Origin of the sequence: Streptomyces sp. NPDC002698 (assembly GCF_042888945.1) — a bacterium.
Classification (GTDB): domain Bacteria; phylum Actinomycetota; class Actinomycetes; order Streptomycetales; family Streptomycetaceae; genus Streptomyces.
The window spans coordinates 100,737-117,222 of record NZ_JBIAQM010000020.1; the positions used below are offsets into that span (position 1 = coordinate 100,737).

At 70.6% G+C, this 16,486-nt stretch carries 12 protein-coding genes and 1 pseudogene; 12 read left to right on the top strand and 1 reads right to left on the bottom strand.

Features of this window, described 5'->3' with window-relative positions; genetic code table 11:
• Positions 1-99 precede the first annotated feature (99 nt).
• From ACFYW9_RS26000 to ACFYW9_RS26055, 12 genes and pseudogenes are all read left to right on the top strand, one after another.
• A complete protein-coding gene (locus ACFYW9_RS26000; protein ID WP_389154858.1) occupies positions 100-2,094 on the top strand; it encodes an Ig-like domain repeat protein in 1,995 nt (664 codons plus the stop codon).
• A gap of 120 nt (positions 2,095-2,214) precedes the next feature.
• Entirely contained in the window at positions 2,215-3,123 is a 909-nt protein-coding gene (locus ACFYW9_RS26005; protein ID WP_389154861.1) for a sortase, read from the top strand.
• Between the two features lie 260 nt (positions 3,124-3,383).
• Positions 3,384-4,166: a phosphate ABC transporter ATP-binding protein PstB gene (gene pstB / locus ACFYW9_RS26010; protein ID WP_351868656.1), complete on the top strand. Its 783-nt coding sequence runs from the start codon at positions 3,384-3,386 to the stop codon at positions 4,164-4,166.
• Positions 4,167-4,745: 579 nt separating this feature from the next.
• Positions 4,746-5,969, top strand: coding sequence for a M20 family metallopeptidase (locus ACFYW9_RS26015; protein WP_351868570.1), 1,224 nt, complete (start codon positions 4,746-4,748; stop codon positions 5,967-5,969).
• 339 nt (positions 5,970-6,308) lie between these two features.
• Complete coding sequence (locus ACFYW9_RS26020; RefSeq protein WP_389154865.1) at positions 6,309-7,364, top strand: BMP family protein; 1,056 nt, start codon at positions 6,309-6,311, stop codon at positions 7,362-7,364.
• 351 nt (positions 7,365-7,715) lie between these two features.
• Entirely contained in the window at positions 7,716-8,768 is a 1,053-nt protein-coding gene (locus ACFYW9_RS26025) for a BMP family ABC transporter substrate-binding protein (protein WP_351868575.1), read from the top strand.
• A gap of 243 nt (positions 8,769-9,011) precedes the next feature.
• Complete coding sequence (locus ACFYW9_RS26030; protein WP_389154938.1) at positions 9,012-10,703, top strand: ABC transporter ATP-binding protein; 1,692 nt, start codon at positions 9,012-9,014, stop codon at positions 10,701-10,703.
• Positions 10,703-11,827, top strand: a complete 1,125-nt coding sequence (locus ACFYW9_RS26035; RefSeq protein WP_389154869.1) for an ABC transporter permease — start codon at positions 10,703-10,705, stop codon at positions 11,825-11,827. The genes ACFYW9_RS26030 and ACFYW9_RS26035 overlap by 1 nt, the downstream gene beginning before the upstream one ends.
• The gene (locus tag ACFYW9_RS26040; RefSeq protein WP_351868580.1) at positions 11,824-13,089 is read left to right on the top strand and encodes an ABC transporter permease; all 1,266 of its coding nucleotides are present in this window, start codon (positions 11,824-11,826) and stop codon (positions 13,087-13,089) included. The genes ACFYW9_RS26035 and ACFYW9_RS26040 overlap by 4 nt, the downstream gene beginning before the upstream one ends.
• Positions 13,086-13,499: a cytidine deaminase gene (locus ACFYW9_RS26045; RefSeq protein ID WP_389154874.1), complete on the top strand. Its 414-nt coding sequence runs from the start codon at positions 13,086-13,088 to the stop codon at positions 13,497-13,499. The genes ACFYW9_RS26040 and ACFYW9_RS26045 overlap by 4 nt, the downstream gene beginning before the upstream one ends.
• 65 nt (positions 13,500-13,564) lie before the next feature.
• On the top strand, positions 13,565-14,848 hold the full coding sequence (locus ACFYW9_RS26050) for a thymidine phosphorylase (RefSeq protein ID WP_351868586.1): 1,284 nt from the start codon (positions 13,565-13,567) through the stop codon (positions 14,846-14,848).
• A gap of 197 nt (positions 14,849-15,045) precedes the next feature.
• A pseudogene (locus ACFYW9_RS26055) lies at positions 15,046-15,222 on the top strand (hypothetical protein); the annotation flags it as partial.
• Between the two features lie 39 nt (positions 15,223-15,261).
• Here the strand turns inward: ACFYW9_RS26055 and ACFYW9_RS26060 are convergent.
• On the bottom strand, positions 15,262-16,329 hold the full coding sequence (locus tag ACFYW9_RS26060; RefSeq protein ID WP_389154878.1) for a sigma-70 family RNA polymerase sigma factor: 1,068 nt from the start codon (positions 16,327-16,329) through the stop codon (positions 15,262-15,264).
• Positions 16,330-16,486: the final 157 nt, after the last annotated feature.

Below are 16,486 nucleotides of genomic sequence, written 5' to 3' on the forward strand. Positions count from 1 at the left end.
CAGACGGCCGTCCGCCCCGAAAGGCAGTCGGGGCGGACGGCCCGTACCACCCTGCCAGATCCTCCCGACGTCACGTCGCACACCCTCTGGAGACTCTCAATGCGCACGATGCGCCTTTCGGCGGCCATGGTCGCCGCCGCCGTGGTGTCCGGCACGCTGGCTCTGGCGAGCCCGGCGTCCGCCGACCCCACCCCCGCGGGCACCTTCCGCAAGCTGGTCGGCGTGGGTTCGGACACCACCCAGGACGTGCTCAACGCCCTCGCCGGTGACACGGTCAACGGCAAGGCCTACGCCGACACCGCCGTGAAGGCGGCGAGCGGCGCGGGCGTCGCCTCCTACGACGCGATCGAGCCCGGCACCGGCTCCACCACCTCGAACATCCAGACCCGCGCGGGCGGCCCGACCTTCCAGCGCCCCAACGGCTCCGGCAAGGGCCGCCTCGCCCTCAGCATGTCGCTGACCGGCGACAAGTTCCCCGACAGCTCGGGCGTCTCCATCAAGGGCCAGGTCGACTTCGCCCGCTCCTCCAGCGGCCCGAGCACCTCCGGCACCGCCTTCACCTACATCCCGTTCGCGCGTGACGCGGTCGGCGTCGCGGTCCACGGATCGGCCCTGAACACGCTGACCGTCGACCAGCTCCACGACATCTACTCGGGCACGCTGACCGAGGTGAACGGCCAGACCGTGCACCCGAAGATCCCGCAGAGCGGCTCCGGCACCCGCAAGTTCTTCCTCGGCGCCATCGGCCTCACCGACGCCACGCTCTCCCCGAACGTCGCGACCGTCCAGGAGAACCAGGCCAACGGCGCCCTCGACGCGGACGGCACGCTCGTCCCGTTCTCGGTGGGCAGCTGGATCGCCCAGAACAACGGCGTCTCCCCGGACTTCAGCACCACCGCGGCCGCCGCCGGCGCCCGCCTGGCCGCCGTGCAGCTGCCCGGTGACGAGGGCGCCACCACCCCGGTCGCCACCGTGAACGGCAAGCTCGCCCCGGTCGGCGCCTACTACGAGAACGCCACCTTCGGCCGCGACGTCTACAACGTCGTCCCGACCCGGGCGATCGACCCGGCCGGCATCTTCTTCGACAAGGACCTCTACGACGTCTTCGTCACCAGCGGCACCCACGAGGCGGCCCTCGCCTCCGACGCCGCCGAGGGCGTCATCGCCAAGTTCGGCTTCGTGAACGAGTCCTACAACGGCTCGGTCAACCCGGCCAGGCACGCCAAGCTGGGCGGCCTGGAGGAGTCCGGCGTCGACGCCTCCACCCCGGCCGCGCCGGCCCTGAGCGGCACCCGCGGCGACGGGAGCGTCAGGCTGAACTGGACCGCCCCGTCCGCCACCGGCCTCCCGGTCACCGACTACCGCGTGACGCTGACCGGTTCGGACGGCGCCGTCGTGGCCGTCAAGGACCTCCCGGCCGGCACCCTGACGTACACCTTCGGCGGTCTGGCCCTCGGCCGCTACACGGCCACGGTCTCCGCCGCCAACCTCAACGGCAACGGTGCCGCCGCCACCTGGACCGGCGACATCAAGTACACGACCGCCCTGAAGGCGACGACCGCGACGACCGCGTACGGCAAGACCCCGAAGGTCGCCGTCACGGTCACCGGCACGCACGGTGTCGTCCCGACCGGCACGGTCACCGTGAAGGAGGGCACCACCACCCTCGGCACGGGCACCCTGGACAGCACCGGCAAGGTCTCCGTCAGCCTCTCCAGCCACCTCAAGGTCGCCAAGCACGGCCTCACGGTGTCGTACGCGGGCAACAGCAAGCTGCTGACGTCCAACGGGACCGTCTCGCTGACCGTCTCGAAGGCGGCCCCGAGCGTCACCACCACGGCGCCGGCCTCGATCAGCCACCTCTCGCAGGCCAAGGTCACCGTCAAGGTCACCGCGACCGGCACCACGCCGGCCGGCACGGTCCGCATCTACGAGGGCTCGCGCGTCATCGCCACCGGCACCCTGAGCGGCGGCAAGGTGACGATCAAGCTGCCGAAGCTGTCCCGCGGCACGCACACCCTGCACGCCTGGTACGTGGGTTCCACCACCGTGAACTCGAAGAACGGCGCCAACTTCAAGATCAAGTCCACCTGATCCACGGCTTGCCGAGCACCACAGGCAGTACCCCGCCGGGGGCGCCCAGCGCGGCGTTCCCCGGCGGGACCCCTTCCCGCCCCACCCGCTCCATGAGTTGAGTGAAGGAGACGCGCAGCCGTGACGGTCGCCGTACAGACCACGCTCGCAACACCCGCGCCGCGGCCGGTCGTCCGGAGCGTCACCGCCGTCCGGCACCTCGCCCGCGGCGGCCTGCTCACCCTCGCGGCTCTGCTGCTCGGCCTCACCGCGCAGCTCCTGTTCGTCAGCGGTCTCCAGGAACGAACGGCGCAGCACACCGCGTACGACTCCCTGCGCGCCCAGCTGGCCCTGGGCACCGCCCCGGTGGCCCAGACCGACCAGCAGGGCGACCTGCTCGCCCCCGGTACCCCGGTCGCGATCGTCGACATCCCCGCCCTGCACGTGCGTGAGGTGGTCCTGGAGGGCACCGACTCCGGCGTCATGACCGACGGCCCCGGCCACCGCAGGGACACCCCGATGCCGGGGCAGGCCGGCACCAGCGTGCTGATGGGCCGCGCCGCCGCGTACGGCGCTCCCTTCGGACACCTCGACGAACTCGCCGCCGGCGACACGTTCAGCGTGACCACCGGCCAGGGCAAGGCGAAGTACCGGGTCTTCGGCGTCCGGCGCGCCGGTGACCCGGCGCCCGCCCCGCTCGACGCGGGCAAGGGCCGCATGGTCCTCCTCACGGCCACCGGGCCGGACTTCATGCCCGGCGGAGTGCTGCGCGTCGACGCCGAGCTGGTCTCCGCACCCGCGCAGACCCCCGCCGCGGTCATCCGCTCCGGCACGCTCCCCGAGTCCGAACAGCCGCTGGCCAGGCCCGGCGGAGTGCCGTGGCCGCTGGTGATGTGGCTCCAGGCGCTGATCGCCGTGGCGGTCGCCGCGGTGTGGGCCTGGCACCGCTGGGGCCGCCACCAGACCTGGATCGTGTTCGCCCCGGTCGGCGCCGTTCTCGGCCTCCAGGTCGCGACCCGCGTCACCGAACTGCTGCCGAACCTGATGTGACACCGCCGACCGGCCCCACCCCCGTGACCCAGCCGAGCCCGACCCGATCCCGCCATGAGGTGCCCGACGTGACCGATGCGACCGCCGCGCGTGACAACGCCGCGACCGAGACCGCCCCGACCGGCAGTGTGCCGGCCGCCATCGCCGGGACCGGCCGTGCGCCGGCCGGCGCGACCGCCGTGATCGACCCGGGGGCCGCCGCGGCCGACACCGTCGCGCTGCCGCCCGTCCCGTCGGACAGGACGTTCCCGGCCCGGCCCGTGGCCGCCCCCGCCGAGCTCGACGCGCGCGAGGTGTCGGCCTGGTTCGGCAGCCACCTGGTGCTGGAGCGCGTGTCCCTCACGATGCCCGCCGGACAGGTCACCGCCCTGATCGGCCCCTCCGGCTGCGGCAAGTCGACCTTCCTGCGCACCCTCAACCGGATGCACGAGCTGATCCCCTCCGCCGCGATGGCCGGCGAGGTGCTCTTCGAGGGCGAGGACATCTACGCCCCCGAGCGCCGGCTGACCGAGGCCCGGCGCCGGATCGGCATGGTCTTCCAGAAGCCGAACCCGTTCCCGGCCATGTCGATCTACGACAACGTGGTCGCGGGCCTGCGTCTGACCGGCACCCGCGCGGGCCGCCGGGAGAAGGACGAGCTGGTCGAGGAGAGCCTGGCCCGGGCCGGCCTGTGGAAAGAGGTCCGGGACCGGCTGCGGCAGCCCGGCGGCGCGCTCTCCGGAGGCCAGCAGCAGCGTCTGTGCATCGCCCGCGCTCTCGCCGTACGGCCCCGGGTCCTGCTGATGGACGAGCCGTGCTCGGCGCTCGACCCGACGTCCACCCGTCGCGTCGAGGAGACCATCCACGAACTCGCCGGCGAGGTGACCGTCGTGATCGTCACCCACAACATGCAGCAGGCGGCCCGCGTCTCGCAGCAGTGCGCCTTCTTCCTCGCCGAACAGGGCACCCCGGGCGGCATCGTCGAGCACGGCCCCACCACCGACATCTTCGGCACCCCGAAGGACCGGCGCACCGCGGACTACGTGGCAGGCCGCTTCGGCTGAGCCGCCCGCCCGCCCGCCCGTCCGCCCGCACCGAACCCGTCCGCGCCGACCCCGCCCGCACCGGGCCGCCGTCCCGACCACGCCCGCGCAGGCCCGCCCGCGCCGCCCCACGCGCGCCGAGGCGGGCCCGCCCCCCGGGCGGGCCGGCGCGGCTCCCGCACCCCCGTGCCGGGAGCGTGAACGGTCCCGCCCGGCCCGGGCCCGTGGCGTCCGCCCGGCACCGGCGCCGACACGCCGGGCCTCATGACGGAACGTGACCCGAAAATGGCCGGAGACGGCGACCTCGCCGGGATCCGGGCGCGTCGGTGTGAGACCGTGGAGACCATGAAGGGGAACGATCCCGGTAACCCCGGGCCTTCTCCGGTGCACATCGGCGGACGCCGCCGACGAGTCGGATCACAGCCGGTCACCGCACCCGTTCAAGATCCAAACGCCCGAAGAGCCGGGCGAGTGTACCCATCCTCGTAGCCGACCATGCGCCGCGCGGCCAGATTTTCTTCCCCTAACGGGCTGAACTTTTGTTGATCGTGGGTTAGTTGGCCGCCCGATCGTCCTACCCTTCAAAGGGTGAACCAACTGATGTCCCGAGAGTCCGAGGCCGATCTCCCCGGGGAGCCGCTGCTCCCGGGCGCGCTGCCCGAGGCACTGCGCGCCGAACTCGTCGCGTTCCGTCGCGACTTGCACATGCACCCGGAGCTCGGCAACCAGGAGTTCCGCACCACCGCGGCGATCAAGGCACGCCTGGAGCAGGCGGGCCTGAAGCCGCGGGTCCTCTCCATCGGCACGGGACTCATCTGTGACATCGGGGACGCGGACGACGTACGCCCCATGCTGGCGCTGCGCGCCGACATCGACGCGCTGCCCATCCCGGACACGAAGAGTGACTGCGCGTACCGCTCGACCGTGCCCGACCGCGCCCACGCCTGCGGCCACGACATCCACACGACGGTCGTGCTCGGCGCCGGTCTCGTCCTCGCCGACCTGCACGCCCGGGGCCTGCTGCCCCGGCGTGTCCGGCTGATCTTCCAGCCCGCGGAGGAGGTGCTGCCCGGCGGTGCCCCGGACGCGATCGAGTCGGGCGTGCTCGAAGGCGTCGGGCGGATCGTCGGCGTGCACTGCGACCCGAAGGTCGACGCGGGGCGCATCGGACTGCGCCACGGCGCCATCACCTCGGCGTGCGACCGGCTCGAAGTCGCACTCGACGGCGCCGGCGGCCACACCGCGCGCCCCCACCTCACCACCGACCTCGTCACCGCCGCCGCGCGGGTCGTGACCGACGTGCCGGCGCTCGTCGCCCGGCGCGTGGACGCCCGCAGCGGGCTCGCGGTGACCTGGGGACGCATCGAGTCGGGGCACGCCTGCAACGTGATCCCCCAGCACGCCGAACTGTCCGGGACGATCCGCTGCCTGGACCTCGACGCCTGGCGGGCCGCCCCCGACCTCGTGCACGCGGCCATCGACGAGATCGCGAACCTCTACCGCGCCAAGTCCGAGATCAACTACATCCGGGGCGTCCCGCCGGTCGTCAACGACCCGGCCGTCACCGAACTGCTCCGCGAGGCCATGACCGCCCGGCGCGGCGCGCACTCCATCGAGGACACCGAGCAGAGCCTCGGCGGCGAGGACTTCTCCTGGTACCTGGAGCACGTGCCCGGCGCGATGGCCCGGCTCGGCGTGCGACGTCCCGGCGACCGGACCACCCGCGATCTGCACCGGGGCGACTTCGACGCCGACGAGCACGCGATCACGGTCGGCGTCGAGATGTTCACCGCCGCGGCCCTCCTCGACCAGTCGCTGACCTAGGGCGTGAGGGCGGCGGGACACGGCTGGGTGACTCCGGTCGCGTCCCCCGCTCCCCGGCAGTAGCGTGGTCGGCAGTTCTTCGACAACAGTCACTCCGTGATGCGGTGACCATCCGCTCCGTCACAGGGGGTCCGTTCTGCGGAATCGCCCCGTGACGGCCGTGGTGGGCACTGCGTCCCCGAACACGGCTTTCGGCCGCGTGGTTCACAAGGACGTAACCGGCCACCGGCACGAATGGATAACGGCCAGGCGGAACCCCGTTCCCTGGACGGTCTACGCGCGTTAATGTGCGCCGAACTCAGCACCCACTGCGGGGCTTTGGAGAATGGGGAACTTCAGATGCGTCGGATAGCCAACCTGACCCGAATCGCGGTGGGGGTCGCGTCGCTCGCACTCGCCGCCACCGCCTGCGGCGGGACCAGCAGCGACAGCAACAGCAGCAGCAGCAGCGAGAGCGGCGGGGACAAGGGCCTCGCCATCGCGTACGACGTCGGCGGCAAGGGTGACCAGTCCTTCAACGACGCCGCGTTCTCCGGCCTGGAGAAGGCGAAGAAGGAGTTCGGCTACCAGACGGCCGACGTCGAGCCCACCGACAACGAGACGGACGCCGACAAGCAGCAGCGTCTGGAGTCGCTCGCCAAGCAGGGCTACAACCCGGTCATCGGCATCGGCTTCGCCTACGGCCCCGCGCTGGAGAAGGCGGCCGTGAAGTTCCCGAAGACCACCTTCGGCATCGTGGACTCGGTCGTCGAGGGCAAGAACGTGGCCTCCCTGGTCTTCGCCGAGCAGGAGTCCTCGTACCTCGCCGGTGTCGCCGCCGCCAAGGCCACCAAGAGCAACACCGTCGGCTTCATCGGCGGTGTGGACGTTCCGCTGATCCACAAGTTCGAGGCCGGCTACACGCAGGGCGTCAAGGACACCAAGCCCGGCGTGAAGGTCCTCTCGCAGTACCTGACGCAGACCGCCGCCGAGGGTGGCTTCTCCAGCCCCGACAAGGGCAAGGCCGCCGCCGAGGGCCAGATCGAGAAGGGCGCGGACGTCCTGTACGCCGCGGCCGGTCTCTCCGGCCAGGGTGTCATCGAGGCCGCCTCCGCGGCGGGCGTGTGGGCGATCGGCGTCGACTCCGACCAGTACAAGCAGGAAGCGCTGGCCAAGTACAAGGACAAGATCCTGACCTCCGCGCTCAAGGACGTCGGCGGCTCGGTCTACGCGCTGTCCAAGTCGGTCCACGACGGCAAGCCGCTGAACGGCACGCAGACCTTCGACCTCAAGGTCAACGGTGTCGGCCTCGCCGACAGCAACCCGAAGATGGCGGAGATCGCCGGTCTCACCGCCGCTGTGGACAAGGCCAAGGCGGCCATCGTCGACGGCAGCATCAAGGTCAAGACCTCGTAGTCAAGACCTCGTAGTCGTGTGAGCGGCGGCGACCGCGGCGGGCCCTGCCCGCCTCCGGACCGTCTCTTCCCGCCCGGGCGGGCGGCCGACACGATCGAAGTACAGCGGAACGGGCGGGCACCCCAGGTGCCCGCCCGTTCCGCTGTCCGCTCCCAGGCCACTCGCGAGGTCACCCTCCGCCACTTCTCCTTCGCGATCGGCGTGTCCCGGGCCCGTGGGCACGTGGCGTCGAGCACAGCCGGATAACAAGGTGGACAGAAGGGGTTTTCTAGTTGGTCTACGCGCGTTAATCTGCGGCGAAGCCAGCGCCGAAGCTGAACCGTACGGCGCTGTACGACAGGAGCACATGTAATGCGCCGGGTTACCCGCATCGCGCTCGCAGGCACTGCGACCGCCTCTCTCGCCCTCGCTCTGTCCGCCTGCGGCGGCACCTCGACCTCCTCGGACTCCTCGGACTCCAAGGGCGGCAACAAGGGCCTCGCCATCGCGTACGACGTCGGCGGCAAGGGCGACCAGTCCTTCAACGACGCCGCGTTCGAGGGTCTGAAGAAGGCGAAGGGCGAGTTCAAGTACGAGACCGCCGACGTCGAGCCCACCGACGGTGAGACGGACGCGGACAAGACCCAGCGTCTGGTCTCCCTGGCCAAGCAGGGCTTCAACCCGGTCATCGGCATCGGTTACGCCTACGGCCCGGCCGTCAAGGCCGCCGCGGAGAAGTTCCCGAACACCACCTTCGGCATCGTCGACGACTCCACCGTCGAGGCGAAGAACGTCGCGGACCTGGTCTTCTCGGAGCAGGAGGCCTCGTACCTGGCCGGCGTCGCCGCCGCCAAGGCCACCAAGACCAACACCGTCGGCTTCGTGGGCGGCGTGGACGTTCCGCTGATCCACAAGTTCGAGGCGGGCTTCGAGCAGGGCGTCAAGGACACCAAGCCCGGCGTCAAGGTCCTCTCGCAGTACCTCACCCAGACGGCCCAGGAGGGTGGCTTCTCCAGCCCCGACAAGGGCAAGACGGCCGCCGAGGGCCAGATCGAGAAGAAGGCCGACGTCGTCTACGCCGCGGCCGGTCTGTCCGGTCAGGGTGTCATCGAGGCCGCCTCCGCCAAGAAGGTCCTGGCGATCGGCGTCGACTCGGACCAGTACCTCCAGGAGGCGCTGGCCAAGTACAAGGACTCGATCCTGACCTCCGCGACCAAGGATGTCGCCAAGGCGGTCTACAACCTGGCGAAGTCGGTCGAGGACGGCAAGCCCGAGAGCGGTATCGTTCGGGGCGATCTGAAGTCCGGTGAGGTCGGCCTGGCCGACTCCAACCCGGCCTACAAGAGCAACACCGCGATCCAGGACGCCGTCAAGGCCGCCCAGGAGAAGATCATCAGCGGTGCGATCAAGGTCAAGACCAGCTGACGAGCAGTACCTCAGGAGCAGCCAATGCGGTCCCGGGGAAGTTCGGGCAAGTCTTCGTGCCGGCCGGCACGGGGAGGCGCCCGTTCTGCCCCGGAGCCGCTTGGTAACCGCGGGGTTACGTCCGCTCAACGGGATACGAGGAGTCTTGCTCCACGTATCCCGTTCTCGCGGCCTGTGGCCCCTTTCGTTGCCGTAGGGGCGCTACGCGCGTAGACGACCCCCTTTCCCTCAGGAGAGTGCGCCATCAACGCGTCCAGCAGCCCTCCGGCCGACGCGGTCAACGGTCAGGCGACCGCCGTCGAACTCGCCGGGATCACGAAGCGATTCCCCGGCGTCGTGGCCAACCACGACATCCACCTCAGCGTCCGCAAGGGCACCGTGCACGCCCTCGTCGGCGAGAACGGCGCCGGCAAGTCGACGCTGATGAAGATTCTCTACGGCATGCAGAAGCCGGACGAGGGCACCATCGCCGTCGACGGCGAACAGGTCACCTTCTCGTCGCCGGGCGACGCCATCGCCCGCGGCATCGGCATGGTCCACCAGCACTTCATGCTGGCCGACAACCTCACCGTCCTGGAGAACGTCACCCTCGGCAGCGAGAAGCTGTACGGGATCGGCGCCAAGGCCCGCCGCAAGATCGTGGAGATCTCCGACCGCTACGGCCTCGGGGTCCGCCCCGACGTCCTGGTCGAGGAGCTCGGCGTCGCCGAACGGCAGCGCGTGGAGATCCTCAAGGTCCTCTACCGCGGTGCCCGCATCCTGATCCTGGACGAGCCCACCGCCGTCCTGGTGCCGCAGGAGGTCGACGCGCTCTTCGACAACCTGCGCGAACTCAAGGCCGAGGGCCTGTCGGTCATCTTCATCTCGCACAAGCTGGGCGAGGTCCTCTCCGTCGCCGACGACATCACGGTCATCCGGCGCGGTACGACGGTCGGCACCGCCGTGCCGTCCGAGACGACCCCGCGTCAGCTCGCCGAGCTGATGGTCGGCAGCGAACTGCCCACGCCCGAGACCTCCGAGTCGACCGTCACCGACCGGGCCGTGATCGAGGTCGAGGACCTGACGGTCTTCGCCAAGGGCTCGGTGTCGATGGGCAAGGGCTCGGCGGCCCTGCTCATGGACCAGGTGGAGCGCGGCGAAGTACGGCTCGTGCTCGACCACGTCTCCTTCACCATCCACGCCGGTGAGGTGATGGGCATCGCGGGTGTCGAGGGCAACGGCCAGACCGAGCTCATCGACGCGCTGATCGGCCTGAAGGCCGCCGACGCCGGTGTCATCCGCTTCGCGGGCGACGACATCACCGGGCTGTCCACGCGCAAGCGCCGCGAGAACGGCATCGGCTACATCCCCGAGGACCGCCACCGCCACGGCCTCCTCCTGGAAGCCCCCCTCTGGGAGAACCGCATCCTCGGCCATGTCACCGAGACGCCCAACGCCAAGGGCATCTGGATCGACATCAAGGGCGCCCAGCAGGACACCCGCCGCATCGTCGAGGAATACGACGTGCGCACCCCCGGCATCGACGTCACCGCGGCCTCCCTGTCCGGCGGCAACCAGCAGAAGCTGATCGTCGGCCGCGAGATGAGCCACAAGCCCAAGTTCCTGATCGCCGCCCACCCCACCCGTGGTGTGGACGTCGGCGCGCAGGCGCAGATCTGGGACCAGATCCGCGCGGCGCGCCGCGAAGGACTCGCCGTCCTGCTGATCTCCGCGGACCTGGACGAGCTCATCGGCCTGTCCGACACGCTCCGGGTGATCTACAACGGCAAGCTGGTCGCGGACGCGGACCCGGCCACCATCACCCCGGAGGAACTCGGCTCGGCCATGACCGGTGCCGCCTCCGGACACCTGGAGAACGAGGAGCTCGCCGAAGCGGCCGAGCTCGAAGAGCCCGCCGAGAACCCGGCGGACGCCCCGGAAGACGAGGCCCGCTGATGAAGAAGTTCGACAAGGAGCGCCTGCTCCTCGGGGTGGCCGGACCGGTCATCGCGCTCGTCGTCGCCGTGGCGCTGACCTCGATCGTGCTGCTCGCCTCGGGCAAGAACCCGATCGAGCCGTACACGATCATGTTCCAGCAGGCGACGTACTCCGACATCCAGGTCCTGATCATCAACCAGGCCTCGCTGTACTACATCGCGGCGCTGGCGGTGGCCATCGGCTTCCGGATGAACCTGTTCAACATCGGTGTCGACGGCCAGTACCAGCTCGCCGCCATGATGGCCGCGATCGTCGGCGCGCACGTCGCGCTGCCGGCCGTGCTCCAGGTCCCGCTGCTGATGGTGACCGCCATCTGCACCGGCGCGTTCTGGGCCGGTATCGCCGGTGTCCTCAAGGTCACCCGCGGGGTCAGCGAGGTCGTCGCGACGATCATGCTGAACGCGATCGCGACCTCCGTCATCGCCTACCTGTGGCTGCCCGACGTCTTCGGCGTCAAGCTCGGCAACAACAACACCACCGGCGAGATGCACAAGTCCGGCTGGATCCCCGGCTTCAGCATGGGCGACGCGGGCGAGATCTACGGCCTGGTCATTCTCGCCGTGGTCCTCGGCATCGGCTACTGGATCGTCCTCAACCGCACCCGCTTCGGCTTCGACCTGCGCGCCTCCGGCGCCTCCGAGTCCGCCGCCGCGGCCAGTGGTGTCGACCCCAAGCGCATGGTGCTCACCGCGATGCTGCTCTCCGGCGGCATCGCCGGTCTCGCGGGTCTGCCGATCCTGCTCGGCGACACCCACACGTACAGCCTGAACTTCCCGACCGGCATCGGCTTCCTCGGTATCGGTATCGCGCTGCTCGGCCGCAACAGCCCCGTCGGCATCGCCTTCGCGGCCCTGCTGTGGGCCTGGCTGGAGAAGGCCTCGCCCGAACTCGACTTCCACGGGTACGACAAGGAGATCGCGGTCATCATGCAGGGCCTGATCGTGATCTCGGTCGTCGTCTCCTACGAGGCCGTGCGCGAGTGGGGTCTGCGCCGCCAGCAGCGCCGCGTCGGCGCCGAACTCGCCGCGGGCAACGTCCTCGGCGGAACCGACAACACCGAGAAGGAGGTGGCGGGCCGATGACCACCGCGACCGACGTCAACCAGCCCACGCTTCAGCCCGGGGCTCCCAAGGGCCGCCGGATGTCGCTCTCCGTCCTCCTGCTGGTGATCGCGGGCGCCCTGGCGCTGACCTCGATCGTCCGCATCATCACCGGCGCGGACGGCATCACCAACGTCAGCCAGATGTCGACCGCGCTCGAACTGGCCGTCCCGATCGGCCTGGCCGGTCTCGGCGGTCTGTGGGCCGAGCGCTCCGGCGTCGTCAACATCGGCCTCGAAGGCATGATGATCCTCGGCACCTGGTTCGGCGCCTGGGCCGGTTACCAGTGGGGTCCGTGGACCGGCATCCTGGTCGGCATCATCGGCGGCGCCGTCGGCGGTCTGCTGCACGCGATCATCACGGTCACCTTCAACGTCAACCACATCGTCTCCGGTGTGGCCATCAACATCCTCGCGCTCGGCGTCACCCGTTACCTCTCCCCGCTCGCCTTCGTGGGCCACCCGGGCGGCTCGGCCAAGCAGTCCCCGCCGGTCGAGTCGCTCGGCCAGTTCACCGTGCCAGGGCTCTCCGACTGGCTCACCACCCTGAACTCCAAGGGCTGGTTCTTCGTCTCGGACATCGCGGGTCTGCTCGGCGGTCTGGTCACCGACGTCTCCTGGCTGACCCTGATCGCCATCGCGCTGATCCCCGCCACCTGGTGGATCCTGTGGCGCACCCCGTTCGGCCTGCGCCTGCGGTCCTGCGGCGAGAACCCGGTCGCGTCCGAGTCGCTCGGCGTGAACGTCTACAAGTACAAGTACATCGCCGTGATCATCTCCGGCGGTCTGGCCGGCCTCGGCGGTGTCTTCCTCTCCATCGTCGCCAACCCCTTCTACCTGGAGGGCCAGACCGCCGGCCGCGGTTACATCGGTCTCGCGGCGATGATCTTCGGCAACTGGATGCCCGGCGGGCTCGCCCTGGGCGCGGTCCTGTTCGGCTACACCGACAGCCTCAACCTGCGCGGCGGCTCCGAGAACGTCCACGCCCTGCTGCTGCTCGGCGCCATCCTGCTCGTGATCGGCGCGATCTGGCTCGCGGTCAAGAAGAAGTACGTGTCCGCCGTCATCACCCTGGTCATCGGCGGCCTCGTGTTCCTCTGGTACGCCACGACCAACGAGGTGCCCAGCCAGATCGTCTCCGCCACGCCGTACGTCATCACCCTTCTCGTCCTGTCCCTGTCGGCGCAGCGCCTGCGCATGCCGAAGGCGGACGGCCTGCCGTACCGGAAGGGACAGGGGAAGTGACGGCCGCCGGCGCGCAGTCCGCGGACGTCGACTGGGAGGAGCTGCGGGAGGTGGCCCGTACGGCGATGAGCCGTGCGTACGCCCCCTACTCGGACTTCCCCGTCGGCGCCGCCGCCCGCGTCGACGACGGCCGGATCGTCTCCGGCTGCAACGTCGAGAACGCCTCCTACGGCCTCGGCCTGTGCGCCGAATGCGGTCTGGTCTCCGAACTGCGGGCCACCGGAGGCGGCCGGCTGACGCACTTCACGTGTGTCGACGGTCAGGGCGAGATCCTCGTCCCGTGCGGACGCTGCCGGCAGCTTCTGTTCGAGTTCGGCGGCGAGGAACTGATCCTGGAGACACCGCTAGGGCTCGTGCCCCTGTCCGAGATGCTGCCGCAGGCCTTCGGGCCGGGCCATCTCACCAAGTAATGCCCCGCGGCCCCTCCGACCGGCTGACGCCGGGGAGGGGCCGCTCATCTTTCGGAAGGAACGCCATGGCCATGGACGCCGTCTCCGTCATCCGCACCAAGCGGGACCGTGCCGAACTCAGTGATCAGCAGATCGACTGGGTCATCGACGCGTACACCCGCGGCGAGGTCGCCGACTACCAGATGGCCGCGCTCAACATGGCGATCCTGCTCAACGGCATGAACCGCCGTGAGATCGCCCGCTGGACGGCCGCGATGATCTCCTCGGGCGAGCGCATGGAGTTCTCCTCCCTGTCCCGCCCGACCGCCGACAAGCACTCCACCGGCGGCGTCGGCGACAAGATCACCCTTCCGCTGGCCCCGCTCGTCGCCGCCTGCGGTGCCGCGGTGCCCCAGCTCTCCGGACGCGGCCTCGGCCACACCGGCGGCACCCTGGACAAGCTGGAGTCGATCCCGGGCTGGCGCGCGCTGCTGTCCAACGAGGAGATGCTGCACGTCCTCGACACCACGGGCGCGGTCATCTGCGCGGCCGGCGACGGACTCGCCCCCGCCGACAAGAAGCTCTACGCGCTCCGCGACGTCACCGGCACGGTCGAGGCGATCCCGCTCATCGCCTCCTCCATCATGTCCAAGAAGATCGCCGAGGGCACCGGTTCGCTGGTCCTCGACGTGAAGGTCGGCACCGGCGCCTTCATGAAGACCATCGAGGACGCCCGTGAGCTGGCCTCCACGATGGTGGGCCTCGGCACCGACCACGGAGTGAGGACGGTCGCGCTCCTCACCGACATGTCGACGCCGCTCGGCCTGACCGCCGGCAACGCCCTGGAGGTCCGCGAGTCCGTCGAGGTCCTCGCCGGCGGCGGCCCCGCCGACGTCGTCGAGCTCACCATCGCCCTGGCGCGCGAGATGCTCGACGCGGCCGGGATCAAGGACGCCGACCCGGCGAAGGCGCTCGCCGACGGCTCCGCCATGGACGTGTGGCGCCGCATGATCGCCGCGCAGGGCGGCGACCCGGACGCCGCGCTGCCCACCGCGCGCGAGACCCACGTCGTCAGCGCCCCGGCCTCCGGTGTGCTGACCCGCCTCGACGCGTACGACATCGGCATCGCTGCCTGGCGCCTGGGCGCCGGACGCGCCCGCAAGGAGGACCCGGTGCAGGCCGGCGCGGGCGTCGAGCTGCACGCCAAGCCCGGTGACACCGTCACGGCGGGCCAGCCCCTGCTGACCCTCCACACGGACACCCCGGACCGCTTCGACTACGCGCTCCAGGCCGTCGAGGGCTCGTACGACATCGGCGCGGCCGGCACCGACTTCAAGGCCACCCCGATCGTGCTGGACCGCATCGCCTGACCTGCGGTTTCCTCCTTCGGGTGAACGGGACCGGTGGACCTCCGCCGGTCCCGTTCGGCATGCCGGCACGGCAGGCTCCAGGACCGGGCGGAGCCCCGAGGCGCTGGTCGCGGTCCGCTTTCCGGGCGTCCGCGATGAGTTCGGAGCCCCCGGCCGGTCTACTGAGCGTGGATTCCGTCGAACCGGCCGTGCTCGTGATGCCCGGACTCGTCACCCCGGGCGAGGTGCCCCGGCTCTGCGAGGCTGTCCGGGCGCTCCTCGGGACGACCGGCGCCGGGGTCGTGGTCTGCGATGTCGCGGGCCTCGGGCCACCCGGCCTCACCGCCGTCGACGCACTGGCCCGCATGGAACTGGCGGCCCGCAGGGCGGGAGGCCGCATACGCCTCGCCGGCCCGGACCCGGCACTGCGCGCCCTACTCGACCTCGTCGGCCTCCGCTTCGAGACCTGCGACGGCGCCGGTCCCGCCGACTCCGCGGTCTCCGGGAGCCCCGGGCCCGTCGAGATGGAGGGGGAGTCCGAAGAGCGGGAACCAGCGGGCCGTGTCCAGGAAGAAGTGGAACCCGGAGACGCGGCCCTCTGAGATCTCCAGGACCTGCACCGACCAGGGTGTGTGGCCGCCCGCCTCCTCGTCCGGCTTGTACTGCGCGAACCCCGGCAGGCCGTTGACCTCCACCGGGATCAGGCGCGAGCCGGCGCAGGCGGCGCCCAGCGTCGTCATGAAGCCGGTGATGTCCTGCGGGCCCCGCAGCCACAGGTCGAACGGCGGCATCGTCATGACCGCGTCCTCGTGCAGGAGCGCCGTCAGAGCCGTCATGTCGTACCCCTCGAACGCCTCCACATAGCGCTCCAGGAGCTTCTGCTGCTCCTCGTCGAGCGGGTCGGAGGTCGCGGCGTCCGCGCCCGTCCCGTCGTTCTCCGCGAGGGTGGCGCGGGCCCGCTGGAGGGCGCTGTTGACCGAGGCGACCGTGGTCCCGAGCAGCTCGGCGACCTCGCTCGCCCGCCACGCGAGGACCTCGCGCAGGATGAGCACCGCGCGCTGCTTGGGCGGAAGCTGCTGGAGGGCCGCCATGAAGGCCAGGCGCACGGACTCCTTGGCGACCGCGGCCTCCGCCGGGTCGTCGTTCGTCGGCAGCACACGGCCGTCGGGCATCGGCTCCAGCCAGGTGTTGTCCGGACGGGGGGTGAGCGCGGCCCGGGCGAGCGGCGAGGGAGCCGTGAGATCCATCGGCCGAGCCCTTCGGTTGCCCGCGTTGAGCATGTCCAGACATACGTTCGTCGCGATCCGGTACAGCCAGGACCGCATCGAGGAGCGGCCCTCGAACTTGTCGTAGCTGCGCCAGGCCCGGACCATCGTGTCCTGCACCGCGTCCTCGGCCTCGAAGGACGAGCCGAGCATGCGGTAGCAGTACCCGGTCAGCTCGACGCGGTGTTTCTCCAGCCGGACGTCCAGGTCCGCCGTCGTCGCCGTACCCTCGCTCATCGCCAACCCACCCCTGTGGCCTTTTTGATTCGCGCGTCATCGCGCCGACACCTCGGAAGCTACCGCAGCCCACTGACAATGACTGGCGGAGCGAGGAAAACCGCAGGTCAAAGAAGGTGTTCCAGAGGGTGGTCCGGGTCTGGTGGCCGTCCGGGTC